The sequence below is a fragment of the Streptomyces sp. NPDC002690 genome (assembly GCF_053592415.1).
The window spans coordinates 19,363-44,557 of the sequence record NZ_JBSFVR010000015.1; the positions used below are offsets into that span (position 1 = coordinate 19,363).

Annotated in this window: 19 protein-coding genes; 17 read left to right on the forward strand and 2 right to left on the reverse strand. The window is 70.6% G+C overall.

The window, feature by feature from the left end; translation table 11 throughout:
- The first annotated feature begins 413 nt into the window (after positions 1 to 413).
- From ACWD3D_RS04015 to recQ, 15 genes are all read left to right on the forward strand, one after another.
- A complete protein-coding gene (locus tag ACWD3D_RS04015) occupies positions 414 to 773 on the forward strand; it encodes an NADH-quinone oxidoreductase subunit A (protein ID WP_266705409.1) in 360 nt (119 codons plus the stop codon).
- Between the two features lie 15 nt (positions 774 to 788).
- Positions 789 to 1,343, forward strand: a complete 555-nt coding sequence (locus ACWD3D_RS04020; RefSeq protein ID WP_103760379.1) for a NuoB/complex I 20 kDa subunit family protein — start codon at positions 789 to 791, stop codon at positions 1,341 to 1,343.
- Entirely contained in the window at positions 1,340 to 2,119 is a 780-nt protein-coding gene (locus tag ACWD3D_RS04025; protein WP_451459346.1) for an NADH-quinone oxidoreductase subunit C, read from the forward strand. The genes ACWD3D_RS04020 and ACWD3D_RS04025 overlap by 4 nt, the downstream gene beginning before the upstream one ends.
- Positions 2,119 to 3,441, forward strand: coding sequence for an NADH-quinone oxidoreductase subunit D (locus ACWD3D_RS04030; RefSeq protein ID WP_451459347.1), 1,323 nt, complete (start codon positions 2,119 to 2,121; stop codon positions 3,439 to 3,441). Before ACWD3D_RS04025 ends, ACWD3D_RS04030 begins: the two co-directional genes overlap by 1 nt.
- 26 nt (positions 3,442 to 3,467) lie before the next feature.
- Positions 3,468 to 4,289, forward strand: a complete 822-nt coding sequence (gene nuoE, locus ACWD3D_RS04035) for an NADH-quinone oxidoreductase subunit NuoE (protein ID WP_451459367.1) — start codon at positions 3,468 to 3,470, stop codon at positions 4,287 to 4,289.
- On the forward strand, positions 4,289 to 5,671 hold the full coding sequence (gene nuoF, locus ACWD3D_RS04040; protein WP_266705402.1) for an NADH-quinone oxidoreductase subunit NuoF: 1,383 nt from the start codon (positions 4,289 to 4,291) through the stop codon (positions 5,669 to 5,671). The genes nuoE and nuoF overlap by 1 nt, the downstream gene beginning before the upstream one ends.
- Positions 5,668 to 8,175, forward strand: coding sequence for an NADH-quinone oxidoreductase subunit G (locus tag ACWD3D_RS04045; RefSeq protein WP_451459348.1), 2,508 nt, complete (start codon positions 5,668 to 5,670; stop codon positions 8,173 to 8,175). Before nuoF ends, ACWD3D_RS04045 begins: the two co-directional genes overlap by 4 nt.
- Entirely contained in the window at positions 8,172 to 9,575 is a 1,404-nt protein-coding gene (gene nuoH / locus ACWD3D_RS04050; protein WP_451459349.1) for an NADH-quinone oxidoreductase subunit NuoH, read from the forward strand. The genes ACWD3D_RS04045 and nuoH overlap by 4 nt, the downstream gene beginning before the upstream one ends.
- On the forward strand, positions 9,568 to 10,275 hold the full coding sequence (gene nuoI / locus ACWD3D_RS04055) for an NADH-quinone oxidoreductase subunit NuoI (protein WP_451459350.1): 708 nt from the start codon (positions 9,568 to 9,570) through the stop codon (positions 10,273 to 10,275). The genes nuoH and nuoI overlap by 8 nt, the downstream gene beginning before the upstream one ends.
- Positions 10,272 to 11,153 (forward strand): NADH-quinone oxidoreductase subunit J, encoded by an 882-nt coding sequence (locus ACWD3D_RS04060; RefSeq protein ID WP_451459351.1) that lies wholly within the window; start codon positions 10,272 to 10,274, stop codon positions 11,151 to 11,153. The genes nuoI and ACWD3D_RS04060 overlap by 4 nt, the downstream gene beginning before the upstream one ends.
- Positions 11,150 to 11,449, forward strand: a complete 300-nt coding sequence (nuoK, locus tag ACWD3D_RS04065) for an NADH-quinone oxidoreductase subunit NuoK (protein ID WP_024493678.1) — start codon at positions 11,150 to 11,152, stop codon at positions 11,447 to 11,449. Before ACWD3D_RS04060 ends, nuoK begins: the two co-directional genes overlap by 4 nt.
- Before the next feature lie 11 nt (positions 11,450 to 11,460).
- Positions 11,461 to 13,356 (forward strand): NADH-quinone oxidoreductase subunit L, encoded by a 1,896-nt coding sequence (gene nuoL, locus ACWD3D_RS04070; RefSeq protein ID WP_451459352.1) that lies wholly within the window; start codon positions 11,461 to 11,463, stop codon positions 13,354 to 13,356.
- Positions 13,357 to 13,361: 5 nt separating this feature from the next.
- Positions 13,362 to 14,933, forward strand: coding sequence for an NADH-quinone oxidoreductase subunit M (locus tag ACWD3D_RS04075; RefSeq protein WP_451459353.1), 1,572 nt, complete (start codon positions 13,362 to 13,364; stop codon positions 14,931 to 14,933).
- Positions 14,930 to 16,594: an NADH-quinone oxidoreductase subunit NuoN gene (gene nuoN, locus ACWD3D_RS04080; protein ID WP_451459354.1), complete on the forward strand. Its 1,665-nt coding sequence runs from the start codon at positions 14,930 to 14,932 to the stop codon at positions 16,592 to 16,594. The genes ACWD3D_RS04075 and nuoN overlap by 4 nt, the downstream gene beginning before the upstream one ends.
- 149 nt (positions 16,595 to 16,743) lie before the next feature.
- On the forward strand, positions 16,744 to 18,795 hold the full coding sequence (gene recQ, locus ACWD3D_RS04085) for a DNA helicase RecQ (protein WP_451459355.1): 2,052 nt from the start codon (positions 16,744 to 16,746) through the stop codon (positions 18,793 to 18,795).
- Between the two features lie 209 nt (positions 18,796 to 19,004).
- Here the strand turns inward: recQ and fahA are convergent, their stop codons facing one another.
- Positions 19,005 to 20,264: a fumarylacetoacetase gene (gene fahA / locus ACWD3D_RS04090; protein WP_451459356.1), complete on the reverse strand. Its 1,260-nt coding sequence runs from the start codon at positions 20,262 to 20,264 to the stop codon at positions 19,005 to 19,007.
- Positions 20,265 to 20,412: 148 nt separating this feature from the next.
- Complete coding sequence (locus ACWD3D_RS04095) at positions 20,413 to 22,407, reverse strand: CocE/NonD family hydrolase (protein WP_451459357.1); 1,995 nt, start codon at positions 22,405 to 22,407, stop codon at positions 20,413 to 20,415.
- Between the two features lie 219 nt (positions 22,408 to 22,626).
- Here ACWD3D_RS04095 and ACWD3D_RS04100 point away from each other — a divergent pair, with 219 nt between their 5' ends.
- On the forward strand, positions 22,627 to 23,637 hold the full coding sequence (locus ACWD3D_RS04100) for a polyprenyl synthetase family protein (RefSeq protein ID WP_451459358.1): 1,011 nt from the start codon (positions 22,627 to 22,629) through the stop codon (positions 23,635 to 23,637).
- 237 nt (positions 23,638 to 23,874) lie between these two features.
- Positions 23,875 to 25,140 (forward strand): LolA family protein, encoded by a 1,266-nt coding sequence (locus ACWD3D_RS04105; RefSeq protein WP_451459359.1) that lies wholly within the window; start codon positions 23,875 to 23,877, stop codon positions 25,138 to 25,140.
- Positions 25,141 to 25,195: the final 55 nt, after the last annotated feature.

Sequence of the window (25,195 nt, forward strand, 5' to 3'; positions counted from 1 at the left end):
TTCCGCCGCGATGTCCACATCGTTCCGCGCAATCGCTCGTCCGAGTGGCATCGAATCCGGCGAATCCCTATATCACCCCTGTCCGTCCATCTCCAATTTGCGCGCAGTGGGCATCGGTTGATAGTGCGCCAGGGCGTTGACCAGCGGTAACACCTTCGAATGTCACCACTCGTGATCACTTGGCCGCTTCTCGTGCGAACATCTCCGCTCATCCGACTTCATGATCGTTCGTCAGGTGGTGGAGATCACAAAGGCGTTGGTGTAACCCGTGTCGCAGATCACAGGACGGCGGGCATAGTATGCGGGGCAGTCGGGCTTGTGAACTGCCTCACATGTGCACGATCTTGGTGAGGCGGGGAGCCGGTCGCCCGATGCGGTCCAACGGTCAAGGACGACTGGAAGGAGCGAGGAGCGTGAATGCCTACGCGCCCATCCTCGTGCTCGGCGCCCTCGGGGCAGGGTTTGCGATCTTCTCCGTGGTCATGGCCACGCTTATCGGCCCCAAGCGCTACAACCGGGCAAAGCTCGAAGCGTACGAGTGCGGTATCGAACCCACTCCGACTCCCGCCGGAGGCGGTCGCTTCCCCATCAAGTACTACCTGACGGCGATGCTCTTCATCGTCTTCGACATCGAGATCGTCTTCCTCTATCCCTGGGCCGTCACCTTCGACGCCCTGGGGATGTTCGGGCTCGTGGAGATGCTGCTCTTCGTGCTCACCGTCTTCGTCGCCTACGCGTACGTGTGGCGGCGCGGCGGCCTGGAATGGGACTGAGGGGCTGAGGGGCACATGGGACTCGAAGAGAAACTGCCAAGTGGCTTCGTACTGACCACTGTCGAGCAGGCCGCCGGATGGGTACGGAAGTCTTCCGTCTTCCCCGCCACCTTCGGCCTCGCTTGTTGCGCCATCGAGATGATGACGACCGGAGCCGGGCGGTACGACCTCGCCCGCTTCGGGATGGAGGTCTTCCGCGGATCGCCGCGCCAGGCGGACCTGATGATCGTCGCCGGGCGGGTCAGCCAGAAGATGGCGCCCGTGCTGCGGCAGGTCTACGACCAGATGCCGGGCCCCAAGTGGGTCATCTCCATGGGAGTTTGCGCATCGTCGGGCGGTATGTTCAACAATTACGCAATTGTTCAGGGTGTTGACCACATTGTCCCAGTAGATATCTATTTGCCGGGGTGCCCGCCGCGTCCCGAGATGCTGATCGACGCCATCCTCAAACTCCACCAGAAGATCCAGGGCTCCAAGCTCGGGGTCAACGCGGAGGAAGCCGCCCGTGAGGCGGAGGAGGCGGCCCTCAAGGCGCTCCCCCTGATCGAGATGAAGGGGCTCCTCCGGTGAGCGACAACCCCAGCGGTGGCAACGGCGCCGCCGCCGACGACAAGAACGGCGCCAACGGCCAGAACCCCGCCAACGGCGCGGACGCCAACGCCCTCCCCGCCCCTCGCGGCGACGGCGGCGAGGTCATCCGCGTACGGAAGGGGATGTTCGGCGCCAACAACGGCGGCGACACCTCCGGTTACGGCGGGCTCGTCCGGACGGTACGGCTGCCGCACGCGAGCCCCCGCCCGTACGGCGGCTGGTTCGACGAGGTGGCCGACGAGCTCGAAGGCGCCCTGGACGAGCAGGGGCTCGTACCCGAGAACGCCATCGAGCGGACCGTGGTCGACCGGGGCGAGCTGACCTTCCACATCGCGCGCGAGCACCTGGTGACCGTCGCCCGCACCCTGCGCGACGACCCGGCGCTCCGCTTCGAGCTCTGCACCGGTGTCAGCGGCGTCCACTTCCTCGGCGACAAGGGCCGCGAGCTGCACGCCGTGTACCACCTGCGGTCCCTCACCCACGGCCGGCTGATCCGGCTGGAGGTGTCCGCGCCCGACAGCGACCCGCACGTCCCGTCGCTGGTCGCGGTCTACCCGACCAACGACTGGCACGAGCGCGAGGCGTACGACTTCTTCGGGCTCGTCTTCGACGGGCACCCCGCGCTCACCCGGATCATGATGCCGGACGACTGGCAGGGCTTCCCGCAGCGCAAGGACTACCCGCTCGGCGGCATCGCCGTCGAGTACAAGGGCGCCCAGATCCCGGCTCCGGACCAGCGGAGGTCGTACTCCTGATGACCACATCCCACGCAACGCCCCGCGACACGACCGAGGGGACTGTATATACAGTCACCGGCGGCGACTGGGACGAGGTCGTCGAGGCGGCCGTGAAGTCCGACGACGAACGCATCATCGTCAACATGGGGCCGCAGCACCCGTCCACGCACGGCGTGCTGCGACTGATCCTGGAGATCGACGGCGAGACCGTCACCGAGGCCCGCTGCGGCATCGGCTACCTCCACACCGGCATCGAGAAGAACCTCGAATTCCGGAACTGGACCCAGGGCACCACGTTCGTCACGCGCATGGACTATCTGACGCCGTTCTTCAACGAGACGGCGTACTGCCTCGGCGTCGAGAAGCTCCTCGGCATCGAGGACCAGATCCCCGACCGCGCCACCGTGCTCCGGGTCCTCCTGATGGAGCTGAACCGGATCTCCTCGCACCTCGTGTGCATCGCCACCGGCGGCATGGAGCTCGGCTCCACCACGATCATGATCTACGGGTTCCGCGACCGTGAACTGATCCTGGACCTCTTCGAGCTGATCACCGGGCTCCGGATGAACCACGCGTTCGTCCGCCCCGGCGGCCTCGCCCAGGACCTGCCGCCCGGCGCGGTCGACCAGATCCGCTCCTTCGTCACGACCATGAAGCGGAACCTGCCGGAGTACGACAAGCTCGCCACCGGCAACCCGATCTTCAAGGCCCGCATGGAGGACGTCGGCTACCTCGACCTCACCGGCTGCGTCGCGCTCGGCGCCACCGGCCCGGTCCTGCGGTCCGCCGGACTCCCGCACGACCTGCGCAAGACCGACCCGTACTGCGGCTACGAGACGTACGACTTCGACGTGCCGACCGCCGACACCTGCGACTCCTACGGCCGCTTCCTCATCCGCCTGGAAGAGATGCGCCAGTCGCTGCGGATCGTCGAGCAGTGCCTGGACCGGCTGGCACCCGGACCGGTCATGGTCGCCGACAAGAAGATCGCCTGGCCCGCGCAGCTCGCGCTCGGACCGGACGGACTCGGCAACTCGCTCGAACACATCAAGAAGATCATGGGCACCTCCATGGAGGCCCTGATCCACCACTTCAAGCTGGTGACCGAGGGATTCCGGGTCCCCGCCGGACAGGCGTACGTCGCCGTCGAATCGCCCAAGGGCGAACTCGGCGTGCACGTCGTCTCCGACGGCGGTACCCGCCCCTACCGGGTCCACTTCCGCGACCCGTCCTTCACCAACCTCCAGGCCATGGCGGCGATGTGCGAGGGCGGCCAGGTCGCCGACGTCATCGTCGCCGTCGCGTCCATCGACCCCGTGATGGGAGGCGTCGACCGGTGACCGCGAACCAAGAGGTCAGTCTGGGGATGCCGCAACTCCCCGCCCCCGCCTACCCCGACGACGTACGGGCCAGGCTCGAAACGGACGCGCGGGAGGTGATCGCCCGCTACCCCGACAGCCGCTCCGCGCTGCTGCCGCTGCTCCACCTCGTCCAGTCCGAGGAGGGGTACGTCTCCCGTACGGGCATGGCCCTCTGCGCCGAACTCCTCGGGCTCACCACGGCGGAGGTCACGGCGGTCGCGACCTTCTACACGATGTACCGGCGCAAGCCGAGCGGCGACTACCAGGTCGGCGTCTGCACCAACACCCTCTGCGCGGTCATGGGCGGCGACGCCATCTTCGACCGGCTCAAGACGCACCTGGGTGTCGGCAACGACGAGACCACCGACGACGGCAAGGTCACGCTCGAACACATCGAGTGCAACGCGGCCTGCGACTTCGCGCCCGTCGTGATGGTGAACTGGGAGTTCTTCGACAACCAGACCCCCGAGAGCGCGACGAAGCTCGTCGACGACCTCATCGCCGGGCGGACCGTCGAACCCACCCGGGGCGCCCCGATCTGCTCGTACAAGGAGACCGCCCGCATCCTCGCCGGGTTCCCCGACGAGCGCCCCGGCGCGGTCGCCGCGAGCGGCGGTGCCGGACACGCCTCGCTGGCCGGGCTCCGCCTCGCCAAGGGTGAAGCCGCCCCCGGCCGCCGGGTCGTCTCCCAGCGCCGGGACGTCCCCGCGGGCCAACCGCACGATCCCTCGCCGTCCGAGCACCTCAGCTCGCACGACGCACCGCAGCAGACATCGGCCTCCGACCCGGACCACCCGGCCGGACCCGCAGCCGAGGAGGGGGAGTGATGACCTTGGCCGCCGAGATCGACAGGAACGGGACCAGCCCCGAGAAGCTCCTCGCCCCGGTCCTCTCCGCCCACTGGGACGAAGCGGAACCGTGGACGCTGGAGAGCTACCGCCGCCACGACGGGTACGAGGGCCTGCGCAAGGCACTCGCCATGTCGCCGGACGACCTCATCGCGTACGTCAAGGACTCCGGTCTGCGCGGACGCGGCGGCGCCGGCTTCCCCACCGGGATGAAGTGGCAGTTCATCCCGCAGGGCGACGGCAAACCGCACTACCTCGTCGTCAACGCCGACGAGTCGGAGCCCGGCACCTGCAAGGACATCCCGCTCCTCTTCGCCAACCCGCACAGCCTCATCGAGGGCATCGTGATCGCCTGCTACGCGATCCGCTCCTCGCACGCCTTCATCTACCTGCGCGGCGAGGTCGTCCCCGTCCTGCGACGGCTGCACGAAGCCGTCCGCGAGGCGTACGCGGCCGGCTACCTCGGCAAGGACGCGCTCGGCCCGGGTCTCGACCTCGAACTGACCGTGCACGCGGGCGCCGGGGCGTACATCTGCGGCGAGGAGACAGCGCTGCTGGACTCCCTCGAAGGACGGCGCGGCCAGCCTCGGCTGCGGCCCCCCTTCCCCGCGGTCGCCGGTCTGTACGCCTGCCCCACCGTGGTGAACAACGTCGAGTCCATCGCCTCGGTTCCCGCGATCCTCCAGCGCGGCAAGGACTGGTTCAAGTCGATGGGCAGCGAGAAGTCCCCGGGCTTCACGCTCTACTCGCTCAGCGGCCACGTCACCGGCCCCGGCCAGTACGAGGCGCCGCTCGGCATCACGCTCCGCCAGCTGCTCGACATGAGCGGCGGCATCCGCGCCGGGCACCGCCTCAAGTTCTGGACCCCGGGCGGCTCGTCCACCCCGATGTTCACCGACGAACACCTCGACGTGCCCCTCGACTACGAGGGCGTCGGCGCCGCCGGATCCATGCTCGGCACCAAGGCGCTCCAGTGCTTCGACGAGACGACCTGCGTGGTGCGGGCCGTCACCCGGTGGACCGAGTTCTACGCCCACGAGTCCTGCGGCAAGTGCACGCCGTGCCGCGAAGGCACCTACTGGCTCGTCCAGTTGCTCCGCGACATCGAAGCGGGCAAGGGCCGCCCCGGCGACCTCGACAAGCTGGGCGACATCGCCGACAACATCAACGGCAAGTCCTTCTGCGCGCTGGGCGACGGAGCCGCCTCGCCGATCTTCTCGTCGCTGAAGTACTTCCGCGACGAGTACGAGCAGCACATCACCGGCAAGGGCTGCCCCTTCGACCCCGCGAAGTCGACCCTCTGGGCCGACGACGCCGACGACCAGGACGACCGAGACGCTCACCGGGGGGTGAACGCATGACAGTCACCACGAGTGCGCCCTCCGGGGGCGGACAGGCGGCCGTACCGCCCGAAGACCTCGTCACGCTGACCATCGACGGCATCGAGACCAGCGTCCCCAAGGGGACCCTGGTCATCCGCGCCGCCGAGGAACTCGGCATCGAGATCCCGCGGTTCTGCGACCACCCGCTCCTCGACCCCGCCGGTGCCTGCCGCCAGTGCATCGTCGAGGTGGAGGGCCAGCGCAAGCCGATGGCCTCCTGCACCATCACCTGCACCGACGGCATGGTCGTCAAGTCGCAGCTCACCTCACCCGTCGCCGAGAAGGCCCAGAAGGGTGTGATGGAGCTGCTGCTCATCAACCACCCGCTGGACTGCCCGGTCTGCGACAAGGGCGGCGAGTGTCCGCTCCAGAACCAGGCGATGTCGCACGGCGACGCCGAATCCCGGTTCGAGGGACGGAAGCGGACGTACGAGAAGCCCGTCCCGATCTCCACCCAGGTGCTGCTGGACCGTGAACGCTGCGTGCTCTGCGCACGCTGCACCCGGTTCTCCAACCAGGTGGCCGGCGACCCGATGATCGAGCTGATCGAGCGCGGCGCGCTCCAGCAGGTCGGCATCGGCGAGGGCGACCCCTTCGAGTCGTACTTCTCCGGCAACACCATCCAGATCTGCCCGGTCGGGGCGCTCACCTCGGCGGCGTACCGCTTCCGCTCGCGCCCCTTCGACCTGGTCTCCTCGCCCTCGGTCTGCGAGCACTGTGCGGGCGGCTGCGCCACCCGCACCGACCACCGGCGCGGCAAGGTCATGCGCCGCCTCGCGGACAACGACCCCGAGGTCAACGAAGAGTGGCTGTGCGACAAGGGACGCTTCGGCTTCCGCTACGCCCAGCAGCGCGACCGGCTCACCACCCCGCTGGTCCGCAACGCCGAAGGCGTCCTCGAACCCGCGTCCTGGCCGGAGGCGCTCGCCGCCGCCGCGGCGGGACTCGGCGCGGCGCGCGGCCGGGCCGGGGTGCTGACCGGGGGCCGCCTCACCGTCGAGGACGCCTACGCGTACAGCAAGTTCGCGCGGGTCGCCCTGGACACCAACGACATCGATTTCCGGGCCCGGGTCCACAGCGGTGAGGAGGCCGACTTCCTGGCCGCCCGCGTCGCCGGACGCGGCCACGACCTGGACGGCGAGGGAACCACCTACACCTCGCTGGAGAACGCGTCGACGGTCCTGCTCGCCGGATTCGAGTCCGAGGAGGAGGCGCCCGGCGTCTTCCTCCGGCTCCGCAAGGCCCACCGCAAGCACGGCCAGCGGACCTGGGCCCTCGCCTCGCACGCCACCCGCGGACTGGAGAAGGCGGGCGGCACCCTGCTGCCGGCCGCCCCCGGCACCGAGACCGAGTGGCTGGACGCGCTCGCCGGAGGCGTCGGGCTCGACGAGGCCGGAGCCTCCGCCGCCGAAGCGCTGCGCGGCGGGAACTCCGTCATCGTCGTCGGCGAACGGCTCGCCGGGGTCCCCGGCGCGCTGACCGCCGTCCTGCGCACCGCCACCGCCACCGGTGCCGACCTGGTGTGGATTCCGCGCCGGGCCGGGGAGCGCGGAGCGCTGGAGGCCGGGGCCCTGCCGACCCTGCTGCCCGGTGGCCGCCCGGCCACCGACCCGCGCGCCCGCCAGGAGGTCGCGGCCCTCTGGGGCCTCGCCGACCTCCCCGCCCGCCACGGCCGCGACACGAGCCAGATCCTCGGTGCCGCCGCCACCGGCGAACTCGGCGCCCTGCTCGTCGCGGGCGTCGAACCCCGCGACCTGCCGGACCCGGACGCCGCACTGGCCGCACTGGACGAGGTCGGCTTCCTCGTCTCGCTGGAGCTGCGGCCCAGCGAGGTCACCGACCGCGCCGACGTGGTGCTGCCGGTGGCCGCCGTCGCCGAGAAGTCCGGCACCTTCCTCAACTGGGAAGGCCGCGCCCGGATGTTCCAGGCGGCGCTGAAGCCCGAGCAGATGACCCGTACCCTCGCGCCGACCGACGGCCGGGTGCTGCACATGCTGGCCGACGCGCTCGACGTCCACCTCGGACTGCCCGACCTCGCCGCCGCCCGCCGCGAGCTCGACCGGCTCGGCGGCTGGACCGGCGGACACGCGGGCGCACCGAGGGAGATCGGACGCCCGCTGCCCCGGGCCGGCGACGGCGAGGCGATCCTCGCCGGACACCGCATGCTGCTCGACCTGGGCCGACTCCAGGAGGGCGACGAGGCACTGGCCGGTACCCGGCACGCCGCCGTCGCCCGGCTCTCGGCGCACACCGCCGCCGAGACCGGGGTCAAGGACGGCGACCTGCTCGCCGTCACCGGACCGGCCGGCAGCGTCGAACTCCCGCTGCGGATCACCGAGATGCCGGACCGGGTGGTCTGGGTACCGCTCAACTCCACCGGACGCGGCGTCCCGGCGCAGACCGGCGCCCGCCCCGGCGGCCTGGTCCGCATCGGCGCAGCCACCACCGCAGCCCCCGCAGACTCACCGGAGGTGCGAGCGTGAACAGCCTCGCTCACCTGGCCACGGCCCCCGGCGGAACCCCGCTGGCCGCCGAGGACCTCTCGATGTTCGGCACCGACCCCTGGTGGCTGGTCGTCGTCAAGGCGGTCTTCTGCTTCGCGTTCCTGATGGTGACCGTGCTCTTCGCGATCGTCTGGGAGCGCAAGGTCGTCGCCTGGATGCAGCTGCGCATCGGCCCCAACCGGAACGGCCCCTGGGGCCTGCTCCAGTCGCTCGCCGACGGCGTCAAGCTGATGCTGAAGGAAGACCTGATCGTCAAGCGCGCCGACCGGGTCGTCTACATCCTCGCGCCGATCGTCGCGGCCATCCCGGCGTTCATGGCGATCGCCGTGATCCCGTTCGGCCCGTCCGGCAACGAGGTGTCGATCTTCGGGCACCGCACGACGATGCAGCTCACCGACCTGCCGATCGCGATGCTCTACATCCTCGCGGTGGCCTCGGTCGGCATCTACGGCATCGTCCTCGCCGGCTGGTCCTCCGGCTCGACCTACCCGCTCCTCGGCGGTCTCCGGTCCTGCGCCCAGATGATCAGCTACGAGATCGCGATGGGCGCCGCGTTCGCCTCGGTCTTCCTCTACTCCGGGTCGATGTCGACCTCGAAGATCGTGGAGGCGCAGCACGACCGCTGGTTCATCATCCTGCTGCCGGTCTCGTTCATCATCTACATCGTCACCATGGTCGGCGAGACGAACCGCGCCCCGTTCGACATGCCGGAGTCCGAGGGCGACCTCGTCGGCGGCTTCAACACCGAGTACTCCTCCATCAAGTTCGCGATGTTCATGCTCGCCGAGTACGTGAACATGGTGACGGTCTCCGCGGTCTCCGCGACCCTCTTCCTGGGCGGCTGGCGGGCCCCGTACCCGATCAGCACCTTCTGGGAGGGTGCGAACCACGGCTGGTGGCCGATGCTCTGGTTCGTCGTCAAGGTGCAGGTGCTCCTCTTCTTCTTCATCTGGCTGCGCGGCTCGCTGCCCCGCGTCCGCTACGACCAGCTGATGAAGCTCGGCTGGAAGGTCCTCATCCCGGTCTCCGTGGTCTGGCTGATGCTGGTCGCCACCGTCCGCGCCCTCAACAACGAGGGCTACGACTTCTCGCGGATCGTGCTGTACGTCGCGGGCGCCGTGATCGCGGTGCTGCTGATCTCCTTCCTCGCCGACGCCTTCCGCGACCGCAAGGGCCGCGAGGAGCAGGCGAACGCGGGCCCGCCGCCCGAATTCGACCCGATGGCGGGCGGATTCCCCGTACCGCCGCTGCCCGGACAGACCCTGCCGCCCGTACCCCGGCGCACCCCGCGCCGCGCACGGGAGCTCGTTGTCAGTGGTGGCCCCGATACTCAGAGTGACGACAGCGTGAGTGACGGAAAGGAGGCCGACCGTGTCTGAGTCACAACCCCCGAACTCCCCGGGGGAGAAGTTCCAGAACCCCGTGGCCGGGTTCGGCGTGACCTTCAAGGCCATGTTCAAGAAGCGGCTCACGGAGCAGTACCCGGAGACGCCGAAGGTGACGGCGCCGCGCTTCCACGGCCGTCACCAGCTCAACCGGCACCCGGACGGCCTGGAGAAGTGCGTCGGCTGCGAGCTGTGCGCCTGGGCCTGTCCCGCCGACGCCATCTACGTCGAAGGCGCGGACAACACCGACGAGGAGCGGTACTCCCCGGGCGAACGGTACGGCCGCGTCTACCAGATCAACTACGCGCGCTGCATTCTCTGCGGTCTCTGCATCGAGGCGTGTCCCACCCGGGCGCTCACGATGACCAACGAGTTCGAGCTCGCCAACACCACCCGCGCCAGCCTCATCTACACCAAGGACGAGCTGCTCGCGGGACTGGAGGAGGGCATGGTCGACAGCCCGCACGCGATCTTCCCCGGCATGGACGAACAGGACTACTACCGGGGCCTGGTGACCGAGGCCGCCCCCGGCACCGAGCGCCAGCGCGCGGTGTCCAAGGGCGAGAAGACGGACGAGCCCGGCTCCGAGGCCAACGCCGCCGCCTCCCACGAGCACGCGGACCACGAGCACGCGGGCCACGGACACGGTTCGCACGGGCACGGTTCGCACGGCCGGCGGGGGGCGGACGCATGAGCCCTCTCGCGGCGGCTGCCTCCACCACCTCGACCGGCGAGGCCGTGCAGTTCTGGATCCTCGCCACGGTCGCCGTGCTCGGCGCCCTCTCCACCGTCCTGATGAAGCGGGCCGTGCACAGCGCGCTCTCGCTCGCCGGGACCATGATCGTGCTGGCGGTCTTCTACCTCGCCAACGGTGCCTACTTCCTCGGCATCGTGCAGGTCGTCGTGTACACCGGCGCGATCATGATGCTCTTCCTCTTCGTCGTGATGCTCGTCGGCGTCACCGCCGCGGACTCGCTGAAGGAGACCCTCAAGGGCCAGCGCTGGCTGGCCGCAGGATGCGGTCTCGGCTTCGGGGTGCTGCTCATCGCCGGCATCGGCAACGCCTCCCTGAACAGCTTCAACGGCCTCGGCACCGCCAACGCCGTGCACGGGGGGAACGTCGAGGGACTCGCCAACCTCATCTTCACCAAGTACGTCTTCGCGTTCGAGATCACCGGCGCCCTCCTCATCACCGCGACGGTCGGGGCGATGGTGCTCACCCACAAGGAGCGCACCGAACGCGCGCTCAACCAGCGGGAGATGTCCGAGGCCCGGGTCCGCTCGAACCACCTGCCGCCGCTGCCCGCCCCCGGTGTCTACGCCCGGCACAACGCCGTGGACATCGCCGGCCTGCTCCCCGACGGCACCCCGTCCGAGCTGACCGTGATGCGCACCCTGCGCGACCGCGGACAGGTCCGCGACGTCTCCGAGGAGGCGCTCGCCGACCTCAAGGCACTGGAACAGCGGTCCGGTGAGCGGCTCGGCCGCTCCACCGCCCTCACCGCCCGGGGCGCGGGTGCGCCTTCGAGGCAGCGGGGCGACCGTGCCGGGAATGCGGAGGACACCCAGTGAATCCCGTCAACTACCTCTACCTGGCAGCCCTGCTGTTCACCATCGGCGCCAGTGGAGTGCTGATCCGGCGGAACGCGATCGTGGTGTTCATGTGCGTGGAGCTGATGCTCAACGCCTGCAACCTCGCCTTCGTCACCTTCTCCCGCATGCACGGCAACCTCGACGGCCAGATCATCGCGTTCTTCACGATGGTCGTCGCCGCCGCGGAAGTCGTCGTCGGGCTGGCGATCATCGTGTCGCTGTTCCGCTCCCGCCATTCGGCCTCGGTCGACGACGCCAGCCTGATGAAGCTGTGAGGGGCTGAATCGTGGAGAACCTGATCGCGCTGCTCATCGCGGCGCCCCTGCTCGGAGCGGCCGTCCTGCTGTGCGGGGGCCGCCGGCTCGACCGGGCCGGACACTGGCTCGGCACCCTGCTCGCCGGAGTGTCGTTCGTCCTGGCCGTGGCACTCTTCGCCGACATGCTCGGCAAGGGCGCCGAAGAACGCCTGCTGCACCAGAAGCTGTTCAGCTGGATTCCGGTGGAGGGATTCCAGGCCGACGTCGCCTTCCAGCTCGACCAGCTGTCGATGACGTTCGTCCTGCTGATCACCAGTGTGGGCACCCTGATCCACATCTACTCGATCGGCTACATGGAGCACGACGAACGCCGTCGCCGCTTCTTCGGCTATCTCAACCTCTTCGTCGCGGCGATGCTCATCCTGGTCCTCGCCGACAACTACCTGCTGCTGTACGTCGGATGGGAGGGCGTCGGCCTCGCCTCGTACCTCCTCATCGGCTTCTGGCAGCACAAGCCCAGCGCGGCGACCGCGGCCAAGAAGGCATTCCTGGTCAACCGGGTCGGCGACATGGGCCTCTCCATCGCGATCATGCTGATGTTCACCACCTTCGGCACCTTCGCCTTCGGGCCGGTGCTCGGAGCGACCGGCGACACCAGCGAGGGCAAGCTCACCGCGATCGGCCTGATGCTGCTGCTGGCCGCCTGCGGCAAGTCCGCCCAGGTGCCCCTCCAGTCCTGGCTCGGCGACGCGATGGAGGGCCCGACCCCGGTCTCCGCCCTCATCCACGCCGCGACCATGGTCACCGCCGGTGTGTACCTCATCGTCCGCTCCGGCGCGATCTTCAACGCCGCCCCGGACGCGCAGCTCGTCGTCACCGTCGTCGGAGCGGTCACGCTCCTGTTCGGTGCGATCGTCGGTTGCGCGAAGGACGACATCAAGAAGGCGCTGGCCGGCTCGACGATGTCGCAGATCGGCTACATGATCCTCGCCGCGGGCCTCGGCCCCATCGGCTACGTCTTCGCGATCATGCACCTGGTGACGCACGGCTTCTTCAAGGCCGGCCTCTTCCTCGGCGCCGGCTCGGTCATGCACGGCATGAACGACGAAGTCGACATGAGGAAGTTCGGCGGCCTGCGGAAGTACATGCCGGTCACCTTCATCACCTTCGGCCTCGGCTACCTCGCCATCATCGGCTTCCCCGGCCTCTCCGGTTTCTTCTCCAAGGACAAGATCATCGAGGCGGCGTTCGCCAAGGGCGGCACCGAGGGCTGGATCCTCGGCGCCGTGACCCTGCTCGGCGCCGCGATCACCGCGTTCTACATGACCCGCGTGATGCTGATGACCTTCTTCGGCGAGAAGCGCTGGCAGCCGGACGCCGAAGGCCACGAACCGCACCCGCACGAGTCCCCGAAGTCGATGACGATCCCCATGATCGTGCTCGCCTTCGGCTCGGTCTTCGCGGGCGGCTTCTTCTCCATCGGCGACCGGTTCCTGCACTGGCTGGAGCCCGTCACCGGCCACGACCACGGCGACTCCCCGGTCGGCGCGAGCACCGTCACCGGCGCCACCATGGTGGTGCTCGTCATCGGCGTCGCCATCGCCTGGGCCATGTACGGCCGCAGGCCGGTGCCCGCCGTCGCCCCGCGCGGCTCGCTGCTCACCCGGGCCGCCCGCCGCGACCTCCTCCAGGACGACTTCAACCACGTGGTCCTGGTCCGCGGCGGCGAGCACCTCACCCGCTCCCTGGTCTACGTCGACCACTCGCTGGTCGACGGCGTCGTCAACGGCACGGCCGCCTCGGTCGGCGGCCTCTCCGGCCGGCTGCGCAGACTGCAGAACGGCTACGCCCGCTCCTACGCGGTCTCGATGTTCGGCGGTACGGCGGTCCTCATCGCCGCGACCCTGCTGATGAGGGCGGTCTGATCACCATGTCCTTTCCCCTCCTGACAGCGGCGGCGGCACTCCCCGCGATCGGCGCCATCGCCACCGCCGCCGTCCCGGCCCAGCGGCGCACCGCCGCGAAATGGCTGGCGCTGCTCGTCTCGCTGGCCACCCTGGTGCTCGCGGCGATCGTGTTCGTCCGCTTCGAGCCCGGCGGCGACCGCTACCAGCTCACCGAGTCGCACGCCTGGATCGCCGACTTCGGCGTCCGGTACGAACTCGGCGTGGACGGCATCGGGGTGGCGCTCCTCGCGCTCACCGCGCTGCTCATCCCGTTCGTGATCCTGGCCGGCTGGCACGACGCCGACCCCCTGGAGACCCAGTCCTCCCGGTGGCGTCCCACCCAGGGCTTCTTCGCCCTGATCCTGATGGTGGAGGCGATGGTGATCCTCTCCTTCGAGGCCACCGACGTCTTCCTCTTCTACATCCTCTTCGAAGCCATGCTCATCCCGATGTACTTCCTCATCGGCGGCTTCGGGGACCGGGCCCACGCGGGCACCGACGAGAACGCCTCGGCCCAGCGCTCGTACGCCGCCGTGAAGTTCCTCCTCTACAACCTCGTCGGCGGCCTCATCATGCTGGCGGCCGTCATCGGGCTGTACGCCGTCGCCGGAAGCTTCTCGCTCTCGGAGATCGCCGAGGCCCGCGCGAACGGCTCGCTGGAGATGGCGACCAGCACCGAGCGGTGGCTCTTCCTCGGGTTCTTCTTCGCCTTCGCGGTGAAGGCCCCGCTCTGGCCGCTGCACACCTGGCTGCCCAACGCCATGGGCGAGGCGACCGCACCCGTCGCCGTGCTGATCACCGCGATCGTCGACAAGGTCGGCACCTTCGCGATGCTCCGCTTCTGCCTCCAGCTCTTCCCGGAGGCCAGCAAGTGGGCGACCCCGGTGATCCTGGTCCTCGCGCTGATCTCCATCGTGTACGGCGCGCTCCTCGCGGTCGGTCAGCGCGACATCAAGCGGCTGATCGCCTACGCGTCGATCTCGCACTTCGGCTTCATCATCCTGGGCATCTTCGCGATGACCAGCCAGGGCCAGTCGGGCGCCACGCTCTACATGGTCAACCACGGCATCTCGACCGCCGCGCTGATGCTGGTCGCCGGATTCCTCATCACCCGGCGCGGCTCCCGTCTCATCGCCGACTACGGCGGAGTGCAGAAGGTCGCCCCGATCCTCGCGGGCACCTTCCTCATCGGCGGCCTCGCCACCCTGTCGCTACCCGGCCTCGCCCCGTTCGTCAGCGAGTTCCTGGTCCTGGTCGGGGTGTTCAGCGCCTACCCGGTGGTGGGGATCATCGCCACCACCGGCATCGTGCTCGCCGCGCTCTACGTCCTGGTGCTCTACCAGCGCACCATGACGGGCCCGGTGAAGGCGACCGTCCAAGGCATGCCGGACCTGCGGGTCCGTGAGCTGGCGGTGGTCGTGCCGCTCATCGCGCTGCTGATCTTCCTGGGCGTCTTCCCGAAGCCGCTCACCGAGATCGTCAACCCGGCGGTGGAGCACACCATGTCCGACGTACAGAAGCAGGACCCCCAGCCCGAGGTGGAGGCCGCCCAGTGAGCGCAACAGCTGTCCACGGCATGTGGACCGTGGCGGGCGGGGTGACGCAGGCCGCCCCGGACGTGAAGTTCACGGCCCCCACCATCGAGTACGCCCAACTCACGCCCGTCCTGATCGTGGTCGGCGCGGCGGTGATCGGTGTCCTGGCGGAGGCCTTCGTGCCCCGCCGGGCCCGGTACCTCACCCAGGTGATCCTCACCGTCGTCGCCCTGGCCGCCGCGTTCGCCGCGGTCGTCGGCCTCGCCGCCGGCGGGTACGGCACGACCAAGGCCCACATCGCCGCGATGGGCGCCATCGCGGTGGACGGCCCGGCGCTCTTCCTGCAGGGCACCATCCTGCTGGCCTCGATCGTCGCGGTCTTCACCTTCGCCGAGCGGCGGCTCGACCCCGTTTCGCACGGCAACCGGGTCGACTCCTTCGCCGCGCAGGCCGGGTCCGTCCCGGGCAGTGACAGCGAGAAGCAGGCGGTCAGGGCCGGGTTCACCACCACCGAGGTGTTCCCGCTCGTCCTCTTCGCCATCGCGGGCATGCTGGTCTTCCCGGCCGCCAACGACCTGCTGACGCTGTTCGTCGCGCTCGAAGTCTTCTCCCTGCCGCTCTACCTCCTCTGCGCCCTCGCCCGCCGCAAGCGGCTGATGTCGCAGGAGGCCGCGGTGAAGTACTTCCTGCTCGGCGCCTTCTCCTCGGCGTTCCTCCTCTTCGGGATCGCCCTCCTCTACGGCTACGCGGGCTCCGTCTCGTACGCCACCATCGCGAGCGTCGTCGACGGCTCGGTCACCGAGATCGACCCCGCTCTCGCCTCCACCATGGGCAACGACGCGCTGCTCCTCATCGGCGGCGCGATGATCCTGATGGGGCTCCTCTTCAAGGTCGGCGCGGTGCCGTTCCACATGTGGACCCCGGACGTCTACCAGGGCGCACCGACCCCGGTCACAGGCTTCATGGCCGCCGCCACCAAGGTCGCCGCCTTCGGCGCGCTGCTCCGCCTGCTGTACGTCGTGCTCCCCGGCCTCGCCTGGGACTGGCGGCCGGTCATGTGGGGCGTGTCGATCGTCACCATGCTGGGCGGCGCGATCGTCGCGATCACCCAGACCGACATCAAGCGGCTGCTCGCCTACTCCTCGATCGCGCACGCCGGGTTCATCCTCGCCGGTGTCATCGCGACCACCCCGGAGGGCATCTCCTCGGTCCTCTTCTACCTCGTCGCCTACTCCTTCGTGACGGTCGGCGCCTTCGCCGTCGTCACCCTGGTGCGCGACGCGGGCGGCGAGGCGACCCACCTGTCGAAGTGGGCCGGGCTGGGCCGGCGCTCCCCGCTGACCGCCGCGGTCTTCGCGGTGTTCCTGCTGGCCTTCGCCGGTATCCCGCTCACCTCCGGTTTCTCCGGCAAGTTCGCCGTGTTCAAGGCGGCGGCGGACGGCGGTGCGGGCGGACTCGTCGTGGTCGGTGTGATCTCCTCGGCGATCGCCGCGTTCTTCTACATCCGGGTCATCGTGCTGATGTTCTTCCAAGAGCCGAAGGCGGACGGCCCCACGGTCGCCGTCCCGTCCCCGCTGACGATGACGACCATCGGCATCGGCGTCGCGGTCACCCTGGTGCTGGGCCTCGCCCCGCAGTACTTCCTGGACCTGGCGAGCCAGGCGGGGATCTTCGTGCGGTGACGCACGCTGTTCCACGGACGCCGGACGGGCTGGAGTCAAGCCCGTCCGGCGTTGTCGTACGGGCCGCCTATGGTGAAGAGGAACGTACGGCCCGCGGGACGACGGACACGACGACGGCGAACAGAGCGACGAGCAGGACGGGCGACACCATGGATGTGACCGAGGACGTGACCGGTGCCACCGGCAGCGCGGCCACCGGCGACAGCGAGGCGCGACAGACCCTGCACCGGGTCTTCGGGTACGAGTCGTTCCGGGGCGAGCAGGGCGCGATCATCGAACACGTGGTCGCGGGCGGCGACGCCGTCGTCCTGATGCCCACCGGCGGCGGCAAGTCCCTCTGCTACCAGATCCCCGCCCTGGTCCGCCCCGGCACCGGTGTCGTCGTCTCCCCGCTGATCGCCCTCATGCAGGACCAGGTCGACGCCCTGCGCGCCCTCGGCGTCCGGGCCGGCTTCATCAACTCCACCCAGGACTTCGACGAGCGCCGCTCCATGGAAGCGCAGTACGTCGCCGGAGAGCTGGACATCCTCTACCTCGCGCCCGAACGGCTGCGCCTGGACGCCACGCTCTCGCTGCTCTCCCGGGGCACCGTCTCCGTCTTCGCGATCGACGAGGCGCACTGCGTCGCCCAGTGGGGCCACGACTTCCGCCCCGACTACCTCGCCCTCTCGGTCCTCGGCGAGCGCTGGCCGGACGTCCCGCGCATCGCCCTCACGGCGACCGCGACGAACGCCACGCACCAGGAGATCACCCGCCGCCTGGGCATGCCGGACGCGAAGCACTTCGTGGCCAGCTTCGACCGGCCCAACATCCAGTACCGCATCGTCCCGAAGGCCGACCCGAAGAAGCAGCTGCTCACCTTCCTCAAGGAGGAGCACACCGGGGACGCGGGCATCGTCTACTGCCTCTCCCGCAACTCCACCGAGAAGACGGCCGAGTACCTCTGCCGGAACGGCATCGAGGCCGTGCCGTACCACGCGGGTCTCGACGCCGGGACCCGCGCCGCCCACCAGTCCCGCTTCCTGCGTGAGGAGGGGCTCGTCGTCGTCGCGACGATCGCCTTCGGCATGGGCATCGACAAGCCGGACGTCCGCTTCGTCGCCCACCTCGACCTCCCCAAGTCCGTCGAGGGGTACTACCAGGAGACCGGCCGCGCCGGACGTGACGGCGCCCCCTCCACCGCGTGGATGGCGTACGGCCTCCAGGACGTCGTCCAGCAGCGCAAGCTCATCCAGGGCGGCGACGGCGACGAGGCACACCGCCGCCGCGCCTCCGCGCACCTGGACTCGATGCTGGCGCTCTGCGAGACCGTCCAGTGCCGCCGCGCCCAGCTCCTCACCTACTTCGGCCAGGAACCCACCGCCGCCTCCTGCGGCAACTGCGACACCTGCCTGGTCGCGCCGGAGACCTGGGACGGCACGGTCGTCGCGCAGAAGATGCTCTCCACCGTGGTCCGGCTGAAGCGGGAGCGGAACCAGAAGTTCGGCGCCGGGCAGATCATCGACATCCTGCTGGGCCGCAAGACCGCGAAGGTCATCCAGTTCGACCACGACCAGCTCTCCGTCTTCGGCATCGGCGAGGAACTGGCCGAGGCCGAGTGGCGCGGCGTCGTCCGCCAGCTGCTGGCGCAGGGCCTGCTCGCCGTGGAAGGGGAGTACGGCACCCTCGTACTGACCGACGCCAGCGCCACGGTCCTCGGCCGTGAGCGCGAGGTGCTGCTGCGCAAGGAGCCCAAGCGGGCCACCGAGCGGACGGCGGCCAAGGGCGAGCGCCGCACCAAGTCGGCTGCCGCCGCCGCGGATCTGCCCACGTCCGCCGTGCCCGTCTTCGAGGCGCTGCGCGCCTGGCGCGGGGCGACGGCGAAGGAACAGGGCGTCCCGGCGTACGTCATCTTCCACGACGCGACCCTGCGCGAGATCGCCACCCTGCACCCCTCGACCCTGGCCGAGCTGGGCGGGGTCAGCGGCCTCGGCGAGAAGAAGCTGGCCACCTACGGCGAGGGCGTGCTGGAGGTCCTGGCGGGGCAGGCAGCACCCGACGAACGCCCTGCGGACCTGCCCGCCGCAGAGACCCCGGTACGGACGCCCGCGAGGACGTCCCCGGAGCCCGCACCGGCCCCCGCCCGCACGGCGCCCCCGGCCGAGCCGTACGCCGACGCGGAGTTCAACTGGGACGAGGAGGAGCCCCCGGCGTACGAGTGAGCGGGGGCGGACCACGGAGCCGGTGGCCCGGAGCTACTCCGGAGCCACCGGCCGGCGCGGCGGCGCGATCGCCGTGAGGTCGAGGTCGATCGCCGCCCCCACCACCCCGCCCCCGCCCGGGCCACGCCCCGCCCGGCCGCCTCACCCCGCCGTCACGACCGTTCCCGTCACGACCGTCCCCTCACGACCGTCCCCTCACGACCGTCCCCTCACGACCGTCCCCTCACGACCGTCCCCGTCACCTCGCCGAGCCCCACCCGGGTGCCGTGCGGCCCCGGCGCCCACGCGGTCATGGTCACCGTGTCGCCGTCCTCCAGGAATGTCCGGGTGCCGCCGGGTACGTCGAGCGGGTCGCGGCCGTTCCAGGTCAGCTCCAGCAGGGAACCGCGCTGGTGCGGCTCGGGCCCGCTCACCGTGCCGGAGCCGTAGAGGTCGCCGGTGCGCAGCGAGGCGCCGTTCACCGTCATCTGCGCGAGCTGCTGGGCGGCCGTCCAGTACATGGTGGAGAACGGCGGTTCGGCGACGAGCTTCCCGTTGACCGCGACGGAGATCCGCAGGTCGATGCCGCCCGGCTCCTCCTCGTCCGCGTCGTCGAGGTAGGGCAGGAGTGCGGCGTCCCGGGCGGGCGGTGCGGTGCGGGCCGCGTCCAGCGCCTCCAGTGGGGTCACCCACGCGGAGACGGAGGTGGCGAAGGACTTGCCGAGGAACGGGCCGAGCGGGACGTACTCCCACGCCTGGATGTCGCGCGCCGACCAGTCGTTGAGCAACTGGACACCGAAGACGTGCTCGCGGAAGTCGGCCAGCGGGACCGCCGTGCCCTGCTCGGAGGGCACCCCCACCACGAAGCCGACCTCGGCCTCGATGTCCAGCTTCACCGAGGGCCCGAAGACGGGCGCCGCGTCGGTGGGCGCCTTGCGCTGCCCGGCCGGGCGCACCACGTCCGTACCGGAGACGACGACCGTGCCGGCCCGGCCGTGGTAACCGATCGGCAGATGCTTCCAGTTGGGCGTCAGCGCGGCACCGTCCGGGCGGAAGATCCGGCCCACGTTGGTGGCGTGGTGCTCGCTGGCGTAGAAGTCGACGTAGTCGGCGACCTCGTACGGCAGATGGAGCGTCACCGTGTCGATCGGGTGGAGCAGCGGCTCCAGTTCGGCGCGGTGCGAGGGGACGGTCAGCCAGCCGGTGAGCGCCCGTCGTACGTCCCGCCAGGCGGTGCGCCCGGCCGCGAGGAGCGGCATCAGGCTGGGCCGGGCCAGCAGTCCGGCGTACGGCGATCCGAGGGCGTGGGCCGCCGCTCCGGCGTCCAGCACGTGCGCGCCGATCCGGACACCGACCCGCCGCCGCGCGGGGTCGCCGGACGGGGGGTCGCCGGACGGGTCGGCGGGCAGGGAGAACACGCCGTACGGAAGGTTGTGCGGGCCGAAGGGGTCGCCCTCGTCCGTGTCGAGCGGGCTGCTCTGCTCGGGCATGGGGTGCTGCCTCGCTTTCCAGTCGCGTCGGGGACACGTCGCTCGGGACCACGTTACGTCCGCGTGGCGCGGCGGTGCCCGCAAGCGGGCCTCGTACCCCGGGTGTTCGCCCGCACGCCGTCGCCGCGGAGGACGCGTGGACGGCCCGTCAGCCCGCCGTGCGCGGGACGCGCTTCTCCCAGGTGCGGTGGAAGACGATCTCGTCGCCGTCCTTGCAGACCACCTCGTTGGAAGTGACGAAGTGCGTCGCGTCCGCGCCGGTTTCCGAGCGGGTCGTGATCTCCGTCCGCCAGGCCGTCTCCGGTCGGTGCAGCAGGACCGTCCGCTCCGACCGGGCCCGCGCCGACAGCGGGTCGTCCTGCTGGATCGTGAAGGTGTCGAGGGCGTCCTCGGTGATCTCCAGACCGTCCGGGTGGAACCGCGTCCCGCCCGGACTCGGGTCGGCCTCCAGCCGCCACTCGCCCCGGGCGAGGTCCCGGACGATCCGCCGCTCCGGGCGCTCCCCGTCCAAGGTGGCCGGTACGGCCTCGCCGAGCGGCTCCGCCTGTTCGGGCTCCCCGAAGACGGGGGCGGGGTCCGCGGTGGGCCGCCGGACCGGGAGTTCCACCAGGCTGCCGTCCGCGTGCAGCGTGAACCCCGCCGAGTCGGCCTGCGGCCAGACCCAGGGCCAGTACGAGGAGGAGACGGACAGCCGGATGCGGTGGCCGGACGCGAAGGCGTGTCCGATGCCGCCGAGTTCGAAGGTGACGTCCTCGGTCGTCCCGGGCGGCCAGTCCTCGGCCCGGTCGCGGCCGTGGCGGACGGCCAGATTGAGGGCGCCCCGGGTGACGAGGGCGGAGGAGCCGTCCGGTGCCACGTCGCAGAGCCGGACCACGACCTGGCCACGCGGCACGGCCAGGGTCAGCCGCAGCCGCACCCGGGGACGGCCCAGGATCTCGACGGGCGCCCCCTCCACCGGAAACTCGAAGGCGACCGACTTGGCGTCCTCGTCGCGCTGGTCGGGCGGCAGGTCGGCGTCGTTCCCGCACGGCGAGAACCTGCCCGCGTCCAGCCCGGTCTGCTGCGGCGAGCGGACGATCCGGCCGCCGCCCCGCAGGGCGTACGCCACCGGGGTGGTGCCCTCCGAGGGCCAGGTACCGTCCCCGACCCAGCGGCCGGGCAGCGTCTCGTACCGGGTGGCGGGCGGATGGGAGCCGCTGATCCAGGACCGCAGCAGGGGCTCGCTCATCACCCCCGTCTCCTTTTCCTTCAGATGCTGGTCCCACCAGCGCAGCGTCTCCTGGAGGAAGCCGATGGCCGGGCCGGGCGGCCGGCCCCGGTCCGGGTACTGGTGCGGCCAGGGCCCGATCAGCCCGCGCACCCGGGACGGGTCCAGGTGCTCCACGAGCCGCAGCACGGTGTCCCGGTACGGATCGTGCCAGCCGCCCACCGCGAGGACCGCCGCCCGGATCGCCCCGTACTCCTCGCGGACACTGCCGCGTTCCCAGTAGGCGTCCCGGGTCTGATGGGCCAGCCAGGTGTGGACGACGGGGTCGAGGGACTCCAGCCGGCCGAGCCACATCTCTCTCCAGCCATCCCCGACGATCACCGGGTCCGGCGGCTCCGAGGCGGCTGCCAGCAGGCCGGCGGCCCGGGCGTGCAGGTCCGAGGCGAGGACCGAGCCGCCCCAGTACTGGCCGCCGTTGTCGTACCCGTCGTCCGTGGAGCACACCGCGACGACCGCCCGCAGCGCGTCCGGGGCCGCCGCGGCGAGCCGGAGCGAAACCGAGCCGCCCCAGGAGATGCCGAACATCCCGACCCGGCCCGAGCACCACTCCCGCTGCGCCAGCCAGTGGATGACCGCCACCCCGTCGGCCACCCCTGCCTCGCCGTACGCGTCCCCCGGCAGACCTCCGCTGTTGCCGTGGCCCCGCACGTCCACCCGTACCGAGGCGTAGCCGTGGCCCGCGTACCAGGGGTGGCGCTGCCGGTCCCGGGGAGCCGTCCCGTCGCCGAGACGGTGCGGCAGGTACTCCAGCAGCGCGGGGACCGGCTCCTCGGTGACGGGCCGCCACACGCGCGCGTACAGGTCGGTGCCGTCCGGCAGCGGGACGCGGAAGTCCTCGCGGACGGTCTCGTACGGGAACTCGGTCCGGATGTGCATGGCGTACCTCGGTGTACGGGGCCGGAGGCCCGGGCGACCGGCGGTCTCCGTGCGGTGCGACAAAGCGGCAACTCGTGATCGTATGAGCCGATCCCGAACATACCGGCGGTGGCGGGAAGCCGCCCACGGTGATCCAAAGGCGACCGGATACGCTGGCATGAGTGAAGACAGCCGACAGATCGACATTCGTGTGATCGTCAGCAGACAGGAGACCCTCTCGTGACCGTCGTCGGGCCGTTCGGGCTGCGCGTGCGGGACCAGGCTCTTGAGGCCGAGGTCCAGACCGGCCTGGCCGCTGTCGAGGCCGGGCTTCTCGAGGCCACCAAGAGTGACGTCCCCTTCATCACGGAGGCCGCGCAGCACTTGGTGCGGGCCGGGGGCAAACGGTTCCGGCCCCTGCTGGTGATGCTGGCGTCCCAGTTCGGCGACTCCGACGCCCCCGGCGTCGTGCCCTCCGCCGTCGTGGTCGAACTGACCCACCTGGCGACGCTCTACCACGACGACGTGATGGACGAGGCCGAGGTCCGCCGCGGGGTGGACAGCGCCAACGCCCGCTGGGGCAACTCCGTCGCCCTGCTCACCGGTGACTTCCTCTTCGCCCGCGCCTCGCACATCCTCTCCGACCTCGGTCCGGAGGCGGTCCGCATCCAGGCCGAGGCCTTCGAACGGCTGGTCACCGGACAGATCCTGGAGACGGTCGGCCCGCGCGACGGCCGCGACCCGGTCGACCACTACATGGACGTCCTCAGCGGCAAGACCGGCTCCCTGATGGCCGTCTCCGGACGGTTCGGCGCCCTCATGTCCGGCGCCGACGAGAAGACCGTCGACGTACTCACCCAGTACGGCGAACGACTCGGCGTCGCCTTCCAACTCGCCGACGACGTACTCGACATCGCCTCCGACTCCCACGAGTCCGGCAAGACCCCCGGCACCGACCTGCGCGAGGGCATCGCCACCCTGCCCGTCCTGCTGCTGCGCGCCCAGGCCGCCGCGGACGGCAAGCCGGACGACCTGGAGCTGGTGGAGCTGCTCGACGGCGACCTCGCCGACGACGCCCGCCTCGCCGAGGCCCTGCGTCGGCTGCGCGTCCACCCGGCGCTGGAGCAGGCCCGCCGCGACACCATCCGGTACGCCGAGGAGGCCCGGGCGGCGCTCACCCCGCTGCCCGACTGCTACGCCAAGTCGGCGCTCGCCGAACTGTGCGACCTCGTGGTGCACCGCGCGGGCTGACGCCCCGTTCGGTACCGCCTCTCCGGGTAAACCCCAGGGGATGGCGTACCTCCGGTGGAGTGATGTCATACCCGAGCCGTAGGCGGGGTTGATTCCGCGGGCTGACGCGTGAGTCCGCCCGATGAGGTCAGATGGAGAACAACCACTCCTTCTGACCCCATCGGGTGAGAAGCGCGGCAGGAGTGGACGAGCGCGACCGTAGTGACGGAAGCCGCCGACCACGGAGGTAGGGCACACATGGCACCCATCGACAGCTCGGAGACCCACGGCGCGACCACCGGGGGCCCCGCCGGAGCGGCGACCCGCGCCGACCGGATCCGCCGGAAGGCATCCCGCACCGTCGTCCCCGTGGCGGTGGCGGGAGTGGCCGCCGCGACCATCGGACTCGTCCCCGCACTCGCCGACAGCGGCGACCCCGACCTGCCGAAGATCACCGCGCGGGAACTCGTCGAGAAGATCGCCGCCTCGGACACCCAGCGGCTCTCCGGCACCGTGAAGATCACCACCGACCTCGGCATCCCCTCGCTCGGCGGCCTCGTCGGCTCCCTCGGGCAGGGCGCGGGGGCATCGTCCGGCGCCGCCCCCGAGGACCGGCTGACCGAACTGGCCTCGGGCACGCACACCCTGAAGGTGGCCGCCGACGGCCCCGACAAACAGCGGCTGACGGTCCTGCAGGACTCCTCCGAGTACAGCCTGATCCACGACGCCGACCAGGTCTGGGCCTACGACAGCGGCTCCGGCGAGGTCTTCCACGCGAAGACCGGTGCCGCCGGGCACGAGGCCGGCTCCAGCGGGGACGCGGCGGAGGGCACGCCCCAGCAGTTCGCCGACGAGGCGCTGAAGGCGGTCGGCGACACCACTTCGGTCACCGTCGACGGCACCGTGCGGGTGGCCGGGCGCGACGCGTACCAGCTGCTCATCAAGCCGAAGCAGTCCGGCTCCACCGTCGGTTCCGTACGGATCGCGGTGGACGCGGACAACGGCGTACCCCTGCGGTTCACCCTCACCCCCAGCTCCGGGGGCAAGGCGGCCGTCAACGTCGGTTTCACCCAGGTGGACTTCGGCAAGCCCGACGCCTCGTCCTTCGACTTCACCCCGCCCAAGGGCGCCAAGGTGACCGAGGCCGAGGACGCCGTCGGCCAGGAGACGGCCGGCCGGCGAGGCGGACCTCTCGCGGATCTGCTGCCCGGCGGCCTCGACGGCCTCGGCGAGCTGGAGGGCGCTGACGGTGCCGGGAGCGCCGGGAGCCTGAAGACGAAGATGCTGGGGGAGGGCTGGACCACGATCCTGCGGGCCGAAGTGCCCGGCGGTCAGGGGCTGTCGTCGGCGAAGGACAGCTCTTCGCTGCTGGACGCCTTCGGCGACAAGGCCTCGGGGAAGTTCGGATCCGGCACGGTCTTCAGCACGCGCCTGGTGAACGCCCTCGTCACCGATGAGGGCAAGGTCTACGTCGGCGCGGTGACCCGGGACGCCCTCGTACGGGCGGCGAACGCCGACCGTTAGGGCGCGTGTGTCGAAAGTGGCGCCGTCCGCCCGGAGGGCGGGTCCGGCGACGTCT